Below are 16,790 nucleotides of genomic sequence, written 5' to 3' on the forward strand. Positions count from 1 at the left end.
GTTGAGTAGGGCTGTAAAAGCTGATGAAATCAGCGTAGTAGAGCCCACTCAACCACTGCGTCTTGCTCGACAATCCAAAGACAATTGAGAGGCTAGAACTTTTGTCCCAGCCTCTTTTTCTTATCCCCAAGTAATTTCTAATCGATAGTTGGCAAAAGCAACTCCTTCTTTGTTTTGTAGTTGATAGGCTAGTTCAATCTTCTCTTCACCAACTTCATAGTGGCTTGTTTGGATGATAAACTCCTGCATGCCTATAGGTGTCGGAATATAGGCTAAACTATCAGAATCCTTCAGAAAACGCATGATGGTCCTAGGATTTGAGAAACGTGACATGACCAGTTCCTCCCCATTAAATTTCAAAACTACTTTTTCTTGGTCTTCATTGTAGAAAAGAAGATAGGAAAAATCTCCCTTTTCACGTAGTTCAACATCATAAAGTTGATCGACTACTTCCAGCTGGTCGTCAAACTGAATTTTATTTCTCATTCGAATCTTCACAACTATTCCTCTTTCTTCTCACTTATCCCTACTATTTTACCAAAAAGGCAAGGAATTTGCTATAATGGTCTTATGAATGAAAAAGTATTTCGTGACCCTGTTCACAACTATATCCACGTTAATAATCAGGTTATTTATGACCTGATTAATACAAAAGAATTTCAACGGCTTCGTCGAATCAAGCAGTTGGGTACATCCAGTTATACCTTTCATGGTGGAGAGCATAGTCGCTTTTCTCACTGTCTAGGAGTCTATGAAATTGCTAGGCAAATTACGGAAATTTTTGAGGAGAAATATCCTGAAGAATGGGACTCTAGTGAATCTCTCTTAACCATGACTGCAGCTCTTCTACATGACCTCGGACATGGTGCCTATTCGCATACTTTTGAAAATCTTTTTGATACCAATCATGAGGCTATCACACAAGATATCATTCAAAGTCCTGACACAGAGATTCACCAGGTCTTGTTACAGGTGGCGCCTGACTTCCCTAAAAAGGTTGCTAGTGTCATTGATCACACCTATCCCAACAAACAAGTCGTTCAACTCATTTCTAGTCAGATTGATGCAGACCGTATGGATTATCTCCTGCGCGACTCCTACTTCACCGGTGCTTTTTATGGCCAGTTTGATCTGACACGTATTCTTCGTGTCATTCGTCCTGTTGAAAATGGCATTGCCTTTCAACGGAATGGGATGCACGCCATCGAGGATTATGTCCTTAGTCGCTATCAAATGTATATGCAGGTTTATTTCCACCCAGCTACACGAGCCATGGAGGTTCTCCTGCAAAATCTTTTGAAACGTGCCAAAGAACTCTATCCTGACAATAAAGATTTCTTTGCTCGTACTTCACCTCATCTACTACCATTTTTTGAGAAAAATGTTAGCTTGTCTGACTATCTTGCGCTAGACGATGGTGTTATGAATACCTACTTCCAGCTCTGGATGACTAGTACTGACAAAATTTTAGCTGATCTTTCGCAACGTTTTATCAACCGTAAGGTCTTCAAATCTATTACTTTTTCACAGGATGACCAAGACCAACTTGAAATCATGCGGAATTTTGTCGAAGAAATTGGTTTTGACCCTAACTATTACACAGCTATCCACAAGAATTTTGACCTTCCTTACGATATTTATCGACCTGAGTCCGAAAATCCAAGAACACAAATTGAGATTGTCCAAAAAAATGGCGAGTTGGCAGAACTTTCTAGCCTATCTCCTATCGTTCAATCTCTTGCAGGAAGCCGTCATGGGGACAACCGTTTCTACTTCCCTAAAGAAATGCTTCAGCAAAACAGTATTTTCACTAGTATCATTCAACAATTTTCACATTTGATTGAGAATGATCATTTTACCCTAGATAAGAAATAATAGAGGAAATTTATGAGTATAAAACTAATCGCCGTTGATATCGATGGTACCCTAGTCAATAGCCAAAAAGAAATTACTCCTGAAGTCTTTGCAGCTATCCAAGATGCTAAAAGAGCTGGAGTCAAGGTTGTCATTGCAACCGGCCGTCCTATTGCAGGTGTTGCCAAACTTCTTGACGACTTGCAATTGCGAGACGAAGGGGACTACGTTGTAACCTTCAACGGTGCCCTTGTTCAGGAAACTGCTACAGGACATGAGATTATTAGCGAATCCTTGATCTACGAAGACTATCTGGATATGGAATTTCTAAGCCGTAAACTTGGAGTCCATATGCATGCTATTACCAAAGATGGTATCTATACAGCCAATCGTAATATCGGAAAATACACTGTACACGAATCAACCCTCGTCAGCATGCCTATCTTTTACCGCACTCCTGAAGAAATGGCTGATAAAGAAATCGTCAAATGTATGTTTATCGACGAACCAGAAATTCTCGATGCAGCTATTGAAAAGATTCCAGTAGAATTTTACGAGCGATACTCTATCAACAAATCTGCTCCATTTTACCTAGAACTCCTTAAAAAGGATGTGGACAAAGGATCTGCTATCACTCACCTAGCTGAGAAACTTGGACTAAGTAAGGATGAAACCATGGCGATCGGTGACGAAGAAAATGACCGCGCCATGCTCGAAGTCGTTGGAAACCCCGTTGTTATGGAAAACGGAAACCCAGAACTCAAAAAAATCGCCAAATACATCACCAAAACAAATGATGAATCAGGCGTTGCCCATGCTATTCGAACTTGGGTCTTGTAACATTATAATTCAGGAAGAATTTAAGAAAATAGTAGGAGTTTAAAAAAATGGAAATTTTAAAAAATGTTTTAACGTTAATCGTTTTAGTTTCAGGATTTGGCATTTGGTATTTTATCAAAAAAAGCCCAAACAAAAGGAATAGAAATATTTCAATCGCTGTTCTGATAGGCTCTCTTCTTATTATTGGAACGTTCTCTAGCGAAAATACAACCAAAAATGAAATCACAAAACCAGTTACAACTCAAGCAGTCACATCATCTGAGAGTACAGAAAACACAAAAGAAGAAAAAACTAGTGAAACAAAAAGTGAAACAACTACTACCCAAGAAATAAAAAATGATGGTCCTAAATATACAGAAGCATCTAATACAGAATTCTCTATTCATTTGACTACTGAAATCAATAATCAGTTAGCAAATACAGGCTATCAGGTTTTAACTAAACCAGTAGGAAATAGTTTAATTTACTTGTATCTTCCTCAAGAAGCTAAATATTATTCTAAAGTAGAAATTCAACAAATTGCTGACAAAATTTACCAAATTAAAGAAAGCACTTTTAAAAATTGGGCGATAGAAAATGGCTATGATTTGGGTTCTACTAACTCTCCTAAGTTATATGTGAAAGTGGAAGATGATACAACTATTGCAGAAGAAAGTGGTATCTTCAATAAAACAATGAAAGTCAAAGTAAATAACTAAATAATAATCCCCACACTCGCCGTCGCTAAATTTTGAGTGTGGGGATTTCCATTATAAGAAATAACTATTCAAAAGGTCGTTTTCTTATACCCATTTTATCAATAACTGAGATGAAAAGAAGATAGCATCATACTGAAAAAATAGAAAATAGTAAATAGTAAATAGTAAATGGGAATATCGTATTTCTTATAAAACTCTGGACGGAAAATATAAAAAGGCTGAGTAAGATGGTTTCCCAACAAAAAGAGTTGCACAAATTGTAGCAACTAAAAGAGAAAATGAGCTACTCCTTCCTTTCTGTATTTCATTAGAAGAGGCAAGTAACTCAGAAGTTAGAGAGAAATTCACAGAATTAGGAGCTAATTTGAGGCAAAAGACCTCAAACAAGCAGTAAAATCAATAGTTTATATGCCCCCTGCAGGAATCGAACCTGCAACTACTCCTTAGGAGGGAGTTGTTATATCCATTGAACTAAGGGAGCTAGAGAAAAACTCTGCCTTACAGCAGAGTTTTTTTATCGAATTAACGACGGATTTCTTTGATACGAGCTGCCTTACCTTGAAGTGCACGCAAGTAGTACAATTTCGCACGACGTACTTTACCGTAACGAACAACTTCGATCTTTTCAACACGTGGAGTGTGGATTGGGAAGATACGCTCAACACCTACACCGTTAGAGATTTTACGAACTGTGTAGTTTTCTGAGATGCCAGCACCTTTACGTGCAATAACAACACCTTCAAAAATCTGGATACGTTCACGGTTACCTTCGACAACTTTCGCGTGTACACGAACAGTGTCACCAGGACGGAATGAAGGGATATCTGTACGAAGTTGACCTTCAGTCAAGCTTTGGATTAATGGATTCATTTTATTCTCCTATCTTTGTCAATCTTGAGGAAACTTCCTCAGCGGATAAACTGTATTTTTGTGTGTCCATTACACACAAGATACAGTTTACCAAATTTCCACAAAAAAGTAAAGAAATTTATAGCAGAATTCCTAAAAAAATCGCTACTAAACCTCCTAAGTAAGTTAAGAGAAAATAGCTGTAAAACACCTTCCTGTCACTAAGCAGTCTCTGTAGCTCTTCATTCAAAGTTGAAAAAGTCGTCAAACCTCCACAAAATCCTGTAGCTAGGATGGTATAGACTTCCTTGGAATCCACATGATTATAGAGTAAACCTATCAGGAAACAACCCATAAGATTGGCTATGAGTGTTCCTAGTGGCATTATGAAATCTTTATTATAACGAGAAAAAAAATAACGAACTAGGGCACCAAGCCCACAAGCAATTGTAAGATAGACGATTACCATTTCTTCCTCCCCAAGTAGTAAGCCAATAAAAGTCCTCCGCCAATGCTCAAAACTAGGTAGATTACCAAGCTCAAATAACGGCCAGTATCCAGCAATTTCACAGCATCTAACATGAGGCTAGAAAAGGTTGTTAAACCACCACAAAAGCCCGTACCGAGTGCTAGAATAAGGCCCTTACTTGTTCCTTTATGAACTAGATAGCCCTTAACCAAGTATACTAAGCAAATTATACCTAGATAGTTGACAAGGAGAGTTCCCCATGGAAAGTCTGGACTAGCTGGAAAACAAGTGGAAACGAGATAGCGGACAAGACCACCCAACATAGCAGCTAGAAAAATCCCTAATGTATTGAACTGTTTTTTATTCATTTAATGATTTATCCTGATATTGACGAGAATTTTTTAAAATGTCAGAAAATGTCGCTACTATACTTTCTTGATACTGGTCATTTTTTATAAGATTTCTGACTTTTTCAAAGATAACTTCTTCTCTTTTGGTATCCAAGATTGGTTTTCCTGTAGACTTTTTATAAGCAACTACACCCTCAACTAGATGCATTCTTTCTTCTAAGAGTTTTACGATTTGGTCATCAATTTGATCAATTTCTTGTCTAATAATATCTAAATCCATTGAGTCTCCTTCTTTATTTGAATCATTGTGTACAAAGCTACTAAATAGTCAAGTTATTCATAGGCATATCTAACAAAAAAGTGCACTGACAACTATCATCAGTGCAAGTTCATGCTTATACCACTTTGGCAGCCAATTCTTCTGCAAATTGCTCCAAACGTTCAATATCTTCTTCTTCTGCAGATAGGTCTACTTTGACGCACTCTGAACCCTTTTCAGCTCCAGTAGCGATAAATACTCGGTCGAAGTCATCAACAGCTTTACAGAATTCATCGTAGAAAGTATCACCTGATCCGACTACACCATAGATTTTACCGCTCAAGTTGAGGTCTGCTAGGTCTTCGTAGAAGTCCATCATCTCATCTGGTAATTCTCCATCTCCGTAAGTGTAGGTTGCGACAATGGCGATGTCTGCTTCTAAAAAGTCAGAAGCATCAACTGTTGTACACTCATCAACATCGACATCTAAACCACATTCTCTTAATTTATCTGCTACAATATCTGCGATTTCTTCAGTATTACCGGTCATACTGGCAAATACAATTTTTGCTAATGCCATAAGGTCCTCCTCAATTAATCTTTCTCCATTATATCACATCTTTTTCATTTTAAAAATAAAAACTCTTGTGCTACAATGAAATGAGAAAGAATTGAGGTTCATTATGGAAATTTGTCACCAAATTTTAGAAAAAATAAAAAAATACGATACAATTATTATTCACCGTCACATGAGAGCAGACCCCGATGCCTTGGGAAGCCAAGTTGGTCTTAAAGAACTGCTCCAGTATAATTTTCCTGATAAAAAGATTAAAGTTGTTGGCTATGATTTGCCTACCCTAACTTGGTTAGCCAAAATGGATGAGGTAGAAGATCAAGAATTTGAAGGAGCACTTGCCATTATCTGTGATACAGCCAATACTGCTCGAATCGATGATAAACGTTACCTTAATGCCGAGACAATTATCAAAATCGATCACCATCCCAATGACGAGGAGTATGGTGATATCCTTTGGGTAGATACGACTTCTAGTAGTGCAAGCGAGATGATAGCTATCTTTGCTGAGGAAACCGAACTTGAATTATCTGACCAGGCCGCTTACCTCTTGTCTGCTGGTATTATTGGAGATACTGGTCGTTTCCTCTTTCCAGCAACTTCTGCTCGAACCCTCCGTATAGCGAGTCAACTGAGAGAGTATGATTTTGATTATGCTGGACTTACACGTCATATGGATACAATCAGCTATAAAATTGCCAGACTTCAAGGTTATATCTATGATCATCTGGAAGTGGATGAGAATGGGGCTGCCCGCATCCTACTAACGCATGATATTCTCCAGCATTATCAGGTAACTGATGCTGAAACAGCAGCTATTGTTGGTGCACCAGGCCGCATAGAAGACGTCAACCTATGGGGAATCTTTGTAGAGCAAGCTGATGGACATTATCGTGTTCGTTTGCGCAGTAAATCGGTCCCTATCAATGAAGTAGCCAAAGAACATGACGGTGGGGGACATCCACTAGCTAGTGGTGCTAATTCCTATAGCTTAGAAGAAAATGAAGTCATCTATCAAAAGTTAAAAAACTTACTGAAAAATAAATAAAAGACTTGCCAAACTAGTCATAATCTGATAGACTATTAAGGTAACAATCTATGGCTCGCAAAGAGACCATGGCAGAAAGGAAATATTGCAAAATGAAAAAAGATATCCATCCAGAATATCGCCCAGTTGTCTTCATGGACACAACTACTGGTTACCAATTCCTTAGCGGTTCAACTAAGCGCACTAACGAAACTGTTGAGTTCGAAGGTGAAACTTACCCATTGATCCGTGTGGAAATTTCATCAGACTCACACCCATTCTACACTGGACGTCAAAAGTTCACTCAAGCAGATGGACGCGTGGATCGTTTCAACAAAAAATACGGTCTCAAATAATCATAAAAAGAACAGTTACGACTGTTCTTTTTTGTTTCTTCGAATTAAGAATCAACTACCACTGCTATTCCACTATAGGTGACTATCAGCATAGCATGGCATAGCATTCCCAGTCCCCCTCACAACTAAAAAAAGCCTGTCACACAAGCTTAAATGCTTGATACAACAGGCTTTTTGTAAAGTTATTATTTAACTGCTTCTTTAAGGGCTTTACCAGCTTTGAATGCTGGAACTTTAGAAGCTTTGATCTTGATCGCTTTACCAGTTTGTGGGTTGCGACCTTTACGAGCTGCACGGTGACGAACTTCAAAGTTACCGAAACCGATCAATTGAACTTTTTCACCAGCAGAAAGGAATTCAGTTACTGCTTTAAATACAGCGTCAACTGCTGCTGCTGAATCTTTTTTAGTCAATTCTGTAGCTTCTGCTACTTTAGCGATCAAATCTTGTTTGTTTGCCATGTTAATGAATCCTCCAAAATTTTTTCTAATTAACACTTATAATCATAACCTAAAATTCCCTTTAGGTCAAGCTAAAAACACTATTTATTTAACTTTTTCTCTGTTTTTTTAGGAATTATATCGAATTAGGATAGCCCAGGCATTTTCACCCGTGTGAGTTTGGATAATTGAGCCTGTTTCTAGGACTGAAATTGATTTTTCAACGTAAGGTTGTAGAACAGCTTTCATTTCATTTGCCCAGTCACTAGTACCTGCATAAGAAATACCAATTTCTGCGACTGAACGACTTGAAAGAGATACAACTAACTCATCCAACCATTTTTTAAAGGTTTTTGATCCACGTCCTTTAACAATCGGTTGCAATTCATTATCTTTCATTTGCATAACAACGCGAATATTTAGAAGTGAACTCAAGAGACCAGTAACTCGACCAATACGGCCACCTTTTACAAGATTTTCCAAGGTAGAAACACCAATATAAAGCTCTGTATTTTGTTTAACTTCTTCGACATGGGAAACAATGGCTTCCAAGTCTTGTCCTTCTTGGGCTAATCTAGCAGCTTCGACAACTTGGAACTTCAATGCCTGATCTGTGAATGAACTATCCAAAACAGTGACATCTGCAGTTGATAAACTTGCTCCTTGACGCGCTGCTTCTACAGTTCCAGAAAGGGCATGGGACATATGAATTGCTAGGATCTTACTACCGTCTTTCCCAAGTTCTTCAAAAATCTCAGCAAAGAGTCCAACTGGAGGTTGGCTTGTTTTTGGAAGATTTTTACTTGCTTGCATCAAGCGGAGGAATTCTCCTTCTTTCAAATCTGCATCAGAATAAAGAACACTGTCAATCATTACAGACAATGGTACAACTGTAATGTTTAATTCTTTAACGAGTTCTGGTTCAATAGTAACAGAAGAATCTGTTACAATCTTTACTTGTGTCATATCTCTAATCTTTCTATTTTTTCAAATAAAATTGGTTTCATTTAACTATATCAATTATATCAAAAAAAAAATAAAAGTTCATACTCAATCCATCTAATTTTCAAGCAATTTATATTTCTTTTTATCGACAAAAAGAAAATCACCTATGCTCGGTGATTATCTTTTATATTTAAGATAAATAATCATACAAATCTTGCATTTGTAAATCATCTGGTACTAATTGCAGGTAAGCTTGAATCAAGTCTCTAGCTTCTTCTACCTTACCCAACTCTCTTAATAAATAAATATACTGTTCCAAGAACTCTGGATTGTCCTTAAGGTCTGGAGCAAGTTCCTGATAGAGTTCATCTGCAGACTCAAGCTCCTCAAGCTCTTGGTAACTTTTTGCAATCATCCATTTAGTCAAAAGATTTTCAGGTTCGTATATTTTTAAAGCTATAATATCCTCATAACGTTCCTGTTCTTGATAGAGTGTCCCTAAGCGTAACAAAATCTCTTCCTGATCTTCAGCATCCTCTTGTGCTTGTAGTAAATAAGCCTCCGCTTGTTCCGGTTGATGCAATTCGTAAGATAACTGAGAAGCATGGAGTAAGAGACGAGTTTCAAAAGGATTTTTTGACAAACCCTGTTGAGCTATTTTAAGAGCCTCTTCTGTCTGATGCTCTTTATGAAGTGCTTGACTATAACCATACTCATAACCCTCAAAATCAGGAGAAATAGTATCTAGTTGTTTAAAGTATAGGACGGCTTTCTGGTATTCCTCTTTATCAAAATAAAGGCTTGCTAATTCAAAGGCTGTTTGATCATCATATTCTAATTCTATTGCTTTTTCTAAAAATTCGATTGCTGACTCAAACTTGCCAAGTTTTGCATAGGAAAGTCCTATACGCTGATAGGTAGATATTCCAGTCTGTTGGTAAATGGAACGATTATCAAGTTGGGCATATCCCTTAATCGCTTCTAAATCGTTTCCTAGCTCACTATCTAATTCTGCTAGACCAAATATTAGGAGAGGATCATCAGAGTAATTACGGGCTTCTAGGAGTTTCTCACGCGCAACATCCGTCAAGCCTTCTATCTGGTACAAATCGGCCTTTAATACTAGAGCTGAGACATACCACTCACTTTCTGGACTTATATTCTCCAGATATGCAAAGGCTTCTTCTATTAAGCCATCTTCACTAGCAATAGATGCTAAATTAATATTAACTTCTGGATATTTAGTCGATAATTTTTCATAGATTTGACTAGCTTGAGGATAAAACCCAATACCTTCTAAATAAGAAGCAAGTTCAAGCAGAACTTCATCAGAGTCTTCCTCTATTGCTTTTTGAAAATAGGAATCTGCTTTGGCCAAATCTTGTTGACCCAAGGCCTCAAGCATTTGTTGACTATTGTTCACTCTCAACCTCCTCTACATTTTCGTAGAGTCCACTTACTTGCTTATACCATTCAAAAATAGCTGAAATTACAACTTTTGCAGAAGCATAGATTGGGATACCAAGCAAGACTCCCCAGATACCAAACATAGATCCTGAAGTCAAAAGAACAAAAAGGATAGTGATCGGGTGAATATTCAATTGGCTACCCAAAATCAGTGGAGAAACAAAACGTCCCTCTATTGTTTGCTCAACAATGAAAACAATGATAACTTTTAATAGCATGACTGGTCCTGCTATTAGACCTAGTACTAGAGCTGGAAGCATTGCTAGAAAACTTCCAAGATAAGGTACTAGATTGAGGATACCTGCAGTGATTCCTAAAGTAATAGCATACCTAAGTCCTATTATCTTGAACAAGATAATAAACATGATAGCAACGATTACAGCCACTGTGATTTGACCTCTTACATAGTTAGAAAGTTGCTGGTTGACATCTGTTAATACCTTACCAACTGGTTCTCTCAATTTATTTGGTAGAAATTGAGTAATGTAATCTCTCAGCCCTTTTCCATCTCGAAGGAGATAAAAGAGCATAAATGGCATGATAATAAGAGCGACAATGACCTGAGAAGTTCCACTGATAAGAGCACTCACCCAGTTAACAGCTTTAGAAGAAATATTACTTGCCCAAGCAGTTGCTTGTGTTGAAAAATTAGCTAAAACTTGCTCCAGTTGGGGTCTAAAGTCATCTGGCAAACGCTTGGTAACAAGATCATCAATAACTCTGTCAGCATCTTCGAGATAAGTCGGTACATTTTGCGCAAAAGCAACTACTTGACGTTGAAGGTTTGGAATGGCAACGGCCAGTCCAACAATCAAGAAAATGGCAATAATGACAAAGATAATACTAATGGCTAAAACACGGTTTATCTTGTACTTCTCCATTAAATCTACTAGTGGATTTAAAAGGTAAAAGAGCAGTCCTGATAAAATAACCGGCAACATAACTACGGATAGAAAGTCTATTACAGGTATAAATAAAAAGCTGATTTTACTGAGTATAAAAATATTGAGGCCTAATAGCAAGGCTACTAGGAAAACTGTAACGGCTTTGTTATCTAAAAACCATTTAAAAAACCATGAAAGGTTAAACTGTTTCTCTTTTTGTTCCATTTCATCTTCCTTTCCTTTGTTCTATCATTATACCATTTTTAGAGAAAATAAGGCATTTTAAAAATGGTCCTCCGACAAAGGATAGAATTATATTTTTTTACTATTTTTTGTTTTCGCTCTGGTAGCATTTTAAAACCAGTCATTTGTTTTATGGTATAATAGAACCATATTTATTTAGAGGTATGAATATGAAAGAAACTGTCTATTTTGGGACCTATACTCGACGGACTTCCCAAGGAATTTATAAGGCTGATTTTGATACAAAAACTGGCCAATTATCACATTTAAGACTCTTTGCAAACGAACCGAGTCCAACCTATCTAGCATTTGATGATGCTAATCATCTCTACACTGTTGCTAGCAAAGATGGTCAAGGAGGAATTGCTGCTTATCAGACTGATGGTACCCTACTTAATCACGTCGTTGAAGAAGGGGCACCCCATTGCTATGTTTCAGTGGATGATAAACGAAATCTTGTTTATGCTGCTAACTACCATAAAGGACAAGTTCTTGTATATAAACGTAAAGAGGACGGAAGTCTTGAATTAGCCGATATGGATCAACATAGTGGCCATGGGCCACATGAAAATCAAGCTTCTCCTCACGTTCATTTTGCTGACTTAACACCAGATAAATATCTTCTTACCTGTGATTTGGGGACTGACCAAGTTACTACATATGACTTGAGCTCTGAAGGTCAATTAACAGAAATTGCGACTTACCATAGTAATCCAGGAGCAGGTCCTCGCCATCTTGTTTTTCACCATCATTATAAAATAGCTTACCTTATTTGCGAATTGAATAATACAATTGAAGTCTTAATCTATGATGGTGTTGGTGAATTTGAACGCATACAGACCATCTCAACTCTACCAGAGGGATTCAATGATTTTAACGGAACTGCTGCTATCCGATTATCAAAAGATGGTAAATATCTCTATGCTTCTAATCGTGGACATGACTCAATTGTTGTATATACGATTCTTGCTGATGGCAGTCTAGAACTACTTGAATTTGTTCCAACAAATGGTAAAACTCCGCGAGATTTTGATTTAACTCCCGATCAAGAATTTTTACTCGCTGTTCACCAAGATTCTGATAATGTTACTGTATTTAAACGTAATTCTGAAAACGGTCGTTTAGCTGAACTATCTAATGACTTCCAGGTACCAGAAGGGGTTTGCATTGCCTTTAAAAAATAAAAAAGAACTTGATTAACTCAAGTTCTTTTTTTATAATCTATTTCCGACATTGATACGATTAATAGCACGCTGAAGAGCAATTTTTGCACGACGCTCTTGGTCGATTAGGTGCTTGTCTTGCGCTTCTTCAATTTCACGTTCCGCACGAAGTTTGGCACGTTCTGCACGACTAATATCAATATCCCGGGCACGTTCAGCTGTGTTTGCGACGATAGTAATCACATTATTAGCGATCTCGATAATTCCTCCGTTAACTGCAATCCAGTTAACATGAGATTCATCATCAATACGCTTAACTTTTACCTCGTCCACTGCTAGCACAGCAATCATATTTTCATGTCGTGGCAAGATTCCCATCTCACCATCCAGAGTTCGAACCGATACAAAGCTGGCATGGTGATCATAGACGAGACCATCTGGTGTCACGATCTGGACAGTTAACTGAGCCATAGATCACCTCTTAAAATCCCATTTTATCTGCCTTAGCAATCACATCTTCGATTGAACCAACACCACGGAAGGCATCTTCTGGTAGGTGGTCATATTTTCCTTCAAGGATTTCCTTGAAACCACGAACTGTTTCAGCTACTGGAACATAAGAACCTGGTTGACCAGTGAATTGCTCAGCAACGTTGAAGTTTTGTGACAAGAAGAACTGGATACGACGTGCACGTGCAACCAAGGTTTTTTCTTCATCAGAAAGTTCATCCATACCAAGGATGGCGATAATATCTTGCAACTCATGGTAACGTTGAAGAACACGTTTCACTTCCGCAGCTACTGCATAGTGCTCTTCTCCAACGATTTCAGGTGCCAAGGCACGTGAGCTTGAAGCAAGTGGATCAACGGCTGGGTAGATACCCAATTGAACCAATTTACGTTCCAAGTTTGTTGTAGAATCCAAGTGAGCAAAGGCTGTTGCTGGAGCTGGGTCTGTATAGTCATCCGCTGGCACGTAAATAGCCTGGATAGAAGTTACAGAACCTTTCTTGGTTGACGTGATACGTTCTTGCAATTGACCCATTTCTGTTGCGAGGGTTGGCTGGTAACCAACGGCTGAAGGCATACGGCCCAAGAGGGCAGACACTTCTGAACCTGCTTGAGTGAAACGGAAAATATTGTCAATGAAAAGAAGAACGTCTTGACCTTCTACATCACGGAAGTATTCAGCGATTGTCAAACCAGTAAGGGCAACACGCATACGTGCTCCAGGTGGCTCATTCATCTGACCAAATACCATGGCTGTTTTCTCGATAACGCCTGATTCCTTCATTTCCCAGTAAAGGTCATTCCCTTCACGAGTACGTTCCCCAACACCAGTAAATACTGAGATCCCACCGTGTTCTTGGGCAATGTTGTGAATCAATTCTTGGATCAATACGGTCTTACCAACTCCGGCACCACCGAAGAGTCCGACCTTACCACCTTTAAGGTAAGGAGCAAGAAGGTCGATAACCTTGATCCCAGTTTCTAGAATTTCTGAAGAGGTAGACAATTCATCAAAAGTTGGTGCTTTTTTATGAATTGGCTGACGCTCTGCATCTTCACCAAAAGGAGCTTCCAAGTCAATGGTATCTCCCAAAACGTTGAAGACACGTCCTAGAGTTTCTTTCCCAACTGGTACTGAGATTGGACGGCCTGTGTCCAATACTTCCAAACCACGGGTCAAGCCATCAGTTGATTCCATAGCGATGGTCCGAATCATACCATCTCCCAACTCCAAGGCTACTTCAAGGACGATTTTTGTTTTTCTTTCGTCATTTTTGTAGACGACAAGTGCATTATTAATCTCTGGTAGTTTCTCACCTGGTGCAAACAAGACGTCTACAACAGGACCGATAACCTGAGCAATTTTACCTGAACTCATCTACTTCTCCTATTCTGTATAAGATACTATCGGTTCCTAGTATGACTAGGTCCTAAGTTCATTTCTCTGAGCAGTATTGCTTTATTCTAAAGCACTAGCTCCTGCTACGATTTCTGTAATTTCTTGTGTAATCGCCGCCTGTCTGGCACGGTTATACTGGATAGTCAAATCATTGATAACTTTTTTAGCATTATCTGTTGCTGTCTGCATTGCCGTCATCCCTGCCGCATTTTCAGCTGTCTTGGCATCAATTATAGCACCGTAAATCATACTTTCTGCAAACTGTGGCAATAGCTGATCCAAGATTTCTTCACGACTTGTTTCAAGCTCAAATGTCAAGCTGTAGTTATCATCTGCTTCATTTGGGTCCAAGTCGACAATTGGAAGCATCTGCTCCACACGCATTTGACTTGTCAGTGTATTCACGTGGTGGTTGTAGCAAACATAGAGCTCATCGAAAAGTTCATTTTGATACATTTCAATAGTTTTTGAAATAATCTTGCGAACTTCATCGAAGCTTGGTTGGCTGGCTAGACCACGCAATTCATAAATTGGCTGAATACCACGAGCTTTAAAGAAGTCTGCTCCCATACCACCAATACAGATGACTTCAAAATCATCACCTGAAGGATGGTATTCTTGTTGAAGTTCCATGACTGCCTTTAAGATTGAAGAGTTATAGCCTCCAACAAGACCACGGTCAGAAGTAATGACGATATAGCCTGTTTTCTTGACTGGGCGGCTAATCAACATTGGATTCGTTAATCCGCCAGCACCATCTCCGTGAAGGATATCTGTAAGGAGTTTACGGACTTTTTGAGCATAAATCTGGAAGTTGCGTGCAGCTTCTTCAGAACGACCTAACTTAGCTGCAGAAACCATCTGCATGGCATTAGTAATTTGACTAGTATTTTTCGTTGAGGCGATTTTTGTTTTAATATCATTTAGAGATACTGCCATCTGACACCTCTATTCTTATTGGAAGCTAGATTGGTTGAGAAACTCAGTAATCGCAGCATCCAAGACTGCTTCTTCTGGCAAGTCTTTTGTATCACGAATAGTTTCCAAAATCTCTGGATGTTGCGCATCAAAGAAGGCATGAAATTCTTCCTCAAAACGAACAATATCATCCACTGAAACTGTATCCAAGAATCCATGAGTCAAGGCGTACAGAATGGTTACTTGTTTCTCAACAGGTAGTGGTTTATGAACTGGTTGTTTCAATACTTCAACAGTACGACGGCCACGATTCAATTTAGCCTGAGTAGCGGCATCCAAATCTGAGCCAAACTTAGTGAAGGCTTCTAACTCACGATAGGAAGCAAGGTCGATACGAAGAGTACCAGCAACCTTCTTCATGGCTTTAATCTGAGCTGAACCACCAACACGAGATACAGAAGAACCCGCATCTATAGCTGGACGAATACCTGCGTTAAAGAGACCATCACCAAGGAAGATTTGTCCATCAGTGATTGAGATTACGTTTGTAGCGATATAAGCTGAGATATCTCCTGCTTGTGTCTCAATAAATGGAAGAGCTGTGATAGAACCACCACCAAGCTCATCAGATACTTTTGCAGAACGCTCTAGTAGACGGCTATGTAAGTAGAAAACATCTCCTGGGAAGGCTTCACGACCTGGTGGACGACGGAGCAAGAGAGAAAGTTCACGATAAGCTACCGCTTGTTTGGAAAGATCATCATAAACGATCAACACATGCTTACCTTGGTACATGAACTCCTCTGCCATAGCAACCCCAGCATATGGTGCAAGGAAGAGCAATGGAGAAGGTTGTGAAGCTGAGGCTGTCACAACAATTGTGTAATCCAAGGCTCCGTACTGACGAAGTGTTTCTACTTGTGTACGAACTGTTGATTCTTTTTGTCCAATCGCAACATAGATACAAATCATATCTTGACCTTTTTGGTTCAAGATAGCGTCAATTGCGATGGTAGTTTTCCCTGTTTGACGGTCACCGATAATCAACTCACGTTGACCACGACCGATTGGTACAAGGGCGTCAATAGCTTTCAAACCTGTTTGCAATGGTTCTGAGACAGACTTACGTTGCATAACACCAGGAGCTGGTGCTTCAACCGGGCGAGTCTTGTCTGTGTTAATTGGTCCCAAACCATCCACTGGACGACCTAGCGGATCCACAACACGTCCAATCAAGCTATCACCAACAGGAACTTCCATGATTTTACCCGTACGACGAATTGTATCGCCTTCACGAATATCTGTAAAGTCTCCTAGAATGATAATACCAACATCAGTCGATTCTAAGTTTTGCGCCATACCATAAGAGCCGTTTTCAAAAATCAACAACTCTCCACTCATGGCATTTTCGAGACCATGAGCACGCGCAATCCCGTCACCAATGTAGGTTACAACACCTGTTTCAGTCACATCAAAATTGGGTTTGAAATTTTCAATTTGTTGCTTAATTAAAGCGCTGATTTCTTGTGCGTTAATTGCCAAAAG

The 16,790-nt window shown here is 38.9% G+C and carries 20 protein-coding genes and 1 tRNA gene; 6 read left to right on the forward strand and 15 right to left on the reverse strand.

Going from position 1 to position 16,790, the window contains the following annotated elements; translation table 11 throughout:
• Positions 1–120: 120 nt before the first annotated feature.
• Positions 121–498: a DUF1934 domain-containing protein gene (locus tag QM847_RS01505; protein ID WP_269797810.1), complete on the reverse strand. Its 378-nt coding sequence runs from the start codon at positions 496–498 to the stop codon at positions 121–123.
• 72 nt (positions 499–570) lie between these two features.
• Between QM847_RS01505 and QM847_RS01510 the strand changes: the two genes are divergently transcribed.
• The 3 genes from QM847_RS01510 to QM847_RS01520 are packed head-to-tail and all read left to right on the forward strand — an operon-like array spanning position 571 to position 3,392.
• The gene (locus QM847_RS01510; RefSeq protein WP_269797811.1) at positions 571–1,875 is read left to right on the forward strand and encodes an HD domain-containing protein; all 1,305 of its coding nucleotides are present in this window, start codon (positions 571–573) and stop codon (positions 1,873–1,875) included.
• A 12-nt stretch (positions 1,876–1,887) separates the two neighbouring features.
• Positions 1,888–2,694: a sugar-phosphatase gene (gene yidA / locus QM847_RS01515; RefSeq protein ID WP_414353382.1), complete on the forward strand. Its 807-nt coding sequence runs from the start codon at positions 1,888–1,890 to the stop codon at positions 2,692–2,694.
• 47 nt (positions 2,695–2,741) lie between these two features.
• Positions 2,742–3,392, forward strand: a complete 651-nt coding sequence (locus QM847_RS01520; protein WP_414353383.1) for a hypothetical protein — start codon at positions 2,742–2,744, stop codon at positions 3,390–3,392.
• Between the two features lie 409 nt (positions 3,393–3,801).
• On the opposite strand, the gene QM847_RS01525 is transcribed toward QM847_RS01520, so the two are convergent.
• From QM847_RS01525 to QM847_RS01550, 6 genes are all read right to left on the reverse strand, one after another.
• Positions 3,802–3,873 (reverse strand) — tRNA-Arg (locus tag QM847_RS01525).
• Between the two features lie 41 nt (positions 3,874–3,914).
• Positions 3,915–4,262, reverse strand: coding sequence for a 50S ribosomal protein L19 (gene rplS / locus QM847_RS01530; protein ID WP_001068669.1), 348 nt, complete (start codon positions 4,260–4,262; stop codon positions 3,915–3,917).
• Positions 4,263–4,380: 118 nt separating this feature from the next.
• A complete protein-coding gene (gene crcB / locus QM847_RS01535; protein WP_269797814.1) occupies positions 4,381–4,710 on the reverse strand; it encodes a fluoride efflux transporter CrcB in 330 nt (109 codons plus the stop codon).
• On the reverse strand, positions 4,704–5,078 hold the full coding sequence (crcB, locus tag QM847_RS01540) for a fluoride efflux transporter CrcB (RefSeq protein WP_269797815.1): 375 nt from the start codon (positions 5,076–5,078) through the stop codon (positions 4,704–4,706). The genes crcB (QM847_RS01535) and crcB (QM847_RS01540) overlap by 7 nt, the downstream gene beginning before the upstream one ends.
• On the reverse strand, positions 5,071–5,340 hold the full coding sequence (locus QM847_RS01545) for a chorismate mutase (RefSeq protein ID WP_269797816.1): 270 nt from the start codon (positions 5,338–5,340) through the stop codon (positions 5,071–5,073). The genes crcB (QM847_RS01540) and QM847_RS01545 overlap by 8 nt, the downstream gene beginning before the upstream one ends.
• A gap of 115 nt (positions 5,341–5,455) precedes the next feature.
• A complete protein-coding gene (locus QM847_RS01550) occupies positions 5,456–5,899 on the reverse strand; it encodes a flavodoxin (RefSeq protein WP_269797817.1) in 444 nt (147 codons plus the stop codon).
• A gap of 103 nt (positions 5,900–6,002) precedes the next feature.
• Between QM847_RS01550 and QM847_RS01555 the strand changes: the two genes are divergently transcribed.
• Both QM847_RS01555 and QM847_RS01560 read left to right on the forward strand, forming a co-directional pair.
• On the forward strand, positions 6,003–6,941 hold the full coding sequence (locus QM847_RS01555) for a DHH family phosphoesterase (protein ID WP_414353384.1): 939 nt from the start codon (positions 6,003–6,005) through the stop codon (positions 6,939–6,941).
• A gap of 92 nt (positions 6,942–7,033) precedes the next feature.
• A complete protein-coding gene (locus tag QM847_RS01560) occupies positions 7,034–7,276 on the forward strand; it encodes a type B 50S ribosomal protein L31 (protein WP_096408869.1) in 243 nt (80 codons plus the stop codon).
• 185 nt (positions 7,277–7,461) lie between these two features.
• On the opposite strand, the gene QM847_RS01565 is transcribed toward QM847_RS01560, so the two are convergent.
• The 4 genes from QM847_RS01565 to QM847_RS01580 form a co-directional block, all read right to left on the reverse strand.
• Positions 7,462–7,737 carry an HU family DNA-binding protein gene (locus QM847_RS01565; RefSeq protein WP_075567710.1) on the reverse strand — a complete coding sequence of 92 codons (276 nt, stop codon included), beginning with the start codon at positions 7,735–7,737 and terminating at the stop codon, positions 7,462–7,464.
• Between the two features lie 108 nt (positions 7,738–7,845).
• Entirely contained in the window at positions 7,846–8,682 is an 837-nt protein-coding gene (locus QM847_RS01570) for a DegV family protein (protein WP_414353385.1), read from the reverse strand.
• A 169-nt stretch (positions 8,683–8,851) separates the two neighbouring features.
• Complete coding sequence (locus QM847_RS01575; RefSeq protein WP_414353386.1) at positions 8,852–10,084, reverse strand: tetratricopeptide repeat protein; 1,233 nt, start codon at positions 10,082–10,084, stop codon at positions 8,852–8,854.
• Positions 10,074–11,237 (reverse strand): AI-2E family transporter, encoded by a 1,164-nt coding sequence (locus QM847_RS01580; protein ID WP_414353387.1) that lies wholly within the window; start codon positions 11,235–11,237, stop codon positions 10,074–10,076. The genes QM847_RS01575 and QM847_RS01580 overlap by 11 nt, the downstream gene beginning before the upstream one ends.
• 188 nt (positions 11,238–11,425) lie before the next feature.
• Between QM847_RS01580 and QM847_RS01585 the strand changes: the two genes are divergently transcribed.
• On the forward strand, positions 11,426–12,439 hold the full coding sequence (locus QM847_RS01585; protein WP_414353388.1) for a lactonase family protein: 1,014 nt from the start codon (positions 11,426–11,428) through the stop codon (positions 12,437–12,439).
• A 30-nt stretch (positions 12,440–12,469) separates the two neighbouring features.
• Here QM847_RS01585 and QM847_RS01590 read toward each other — a convergent pair whose 3' ends face one another.
• The 4 genes from QM847_RS01590 to atpA all read right to left on the reverse strand — a co-directional run bounded on the left by QM847_RS01590 (position 12,470) and on the right by atpA (position 16,787).
• Entirely contained in the window at positions 12,470–12,889 is a 420-nt protein-coding gene (locus tag QM847_RS01590) for a F0F1 ATP synthase subunit epsilon (RefSeq protein WP_414353389.1), read from the reverse strand.
• 10 nt (positions 12,890–12,899) lie between these two features.
• Positions 12,900–14,306, reverse strand: a complete 1,407-nt coding sequence (gene atpD, locus QM847_RS01595) for a F0F1 ATP synthase subunit beta (protein ID WP_142557023.1) — start codon at positions 14,304–14,306, stop codon at positions 12,900–12,902.
• 81 nt (positions 14,307–14,387) lie between these two features.
• Positions 14,388–15,266 (reverse strand): F0F1 ATP synthase subunit gamma, encoded by an 879-nt coding sequence (locus tag QM847_RS01600; RefSeq protein WP_254724098.1) that lies wholly within the window; start codon positions 15,264–15,266, stop codon positions 14,388–14,390.
• Between the two features lie 15 nt (positions 15,267–15,281).
• A complete protein-coding gene (gene atpA / locus QM847_RS01605; protein WP_414353390.1) occupies positions 15,282–16,787 on the reverse strand; it encodes a F0F1 ATP synthase subunit alpha in 1,506 nt (501 codons plus the stop codon).
• Positions 16,788–16,790 lie beyond the last annotated feature (3 nt).

Source organism: Streptococcus timonensis (genome assembly GCF_047463455.1).
Classification (GTDB): Bacteria; Bacillota; Bacilli; order Lactobacillales; family Streptococcaceae; genus Streptococcus; species Streptococcus timonensis_B.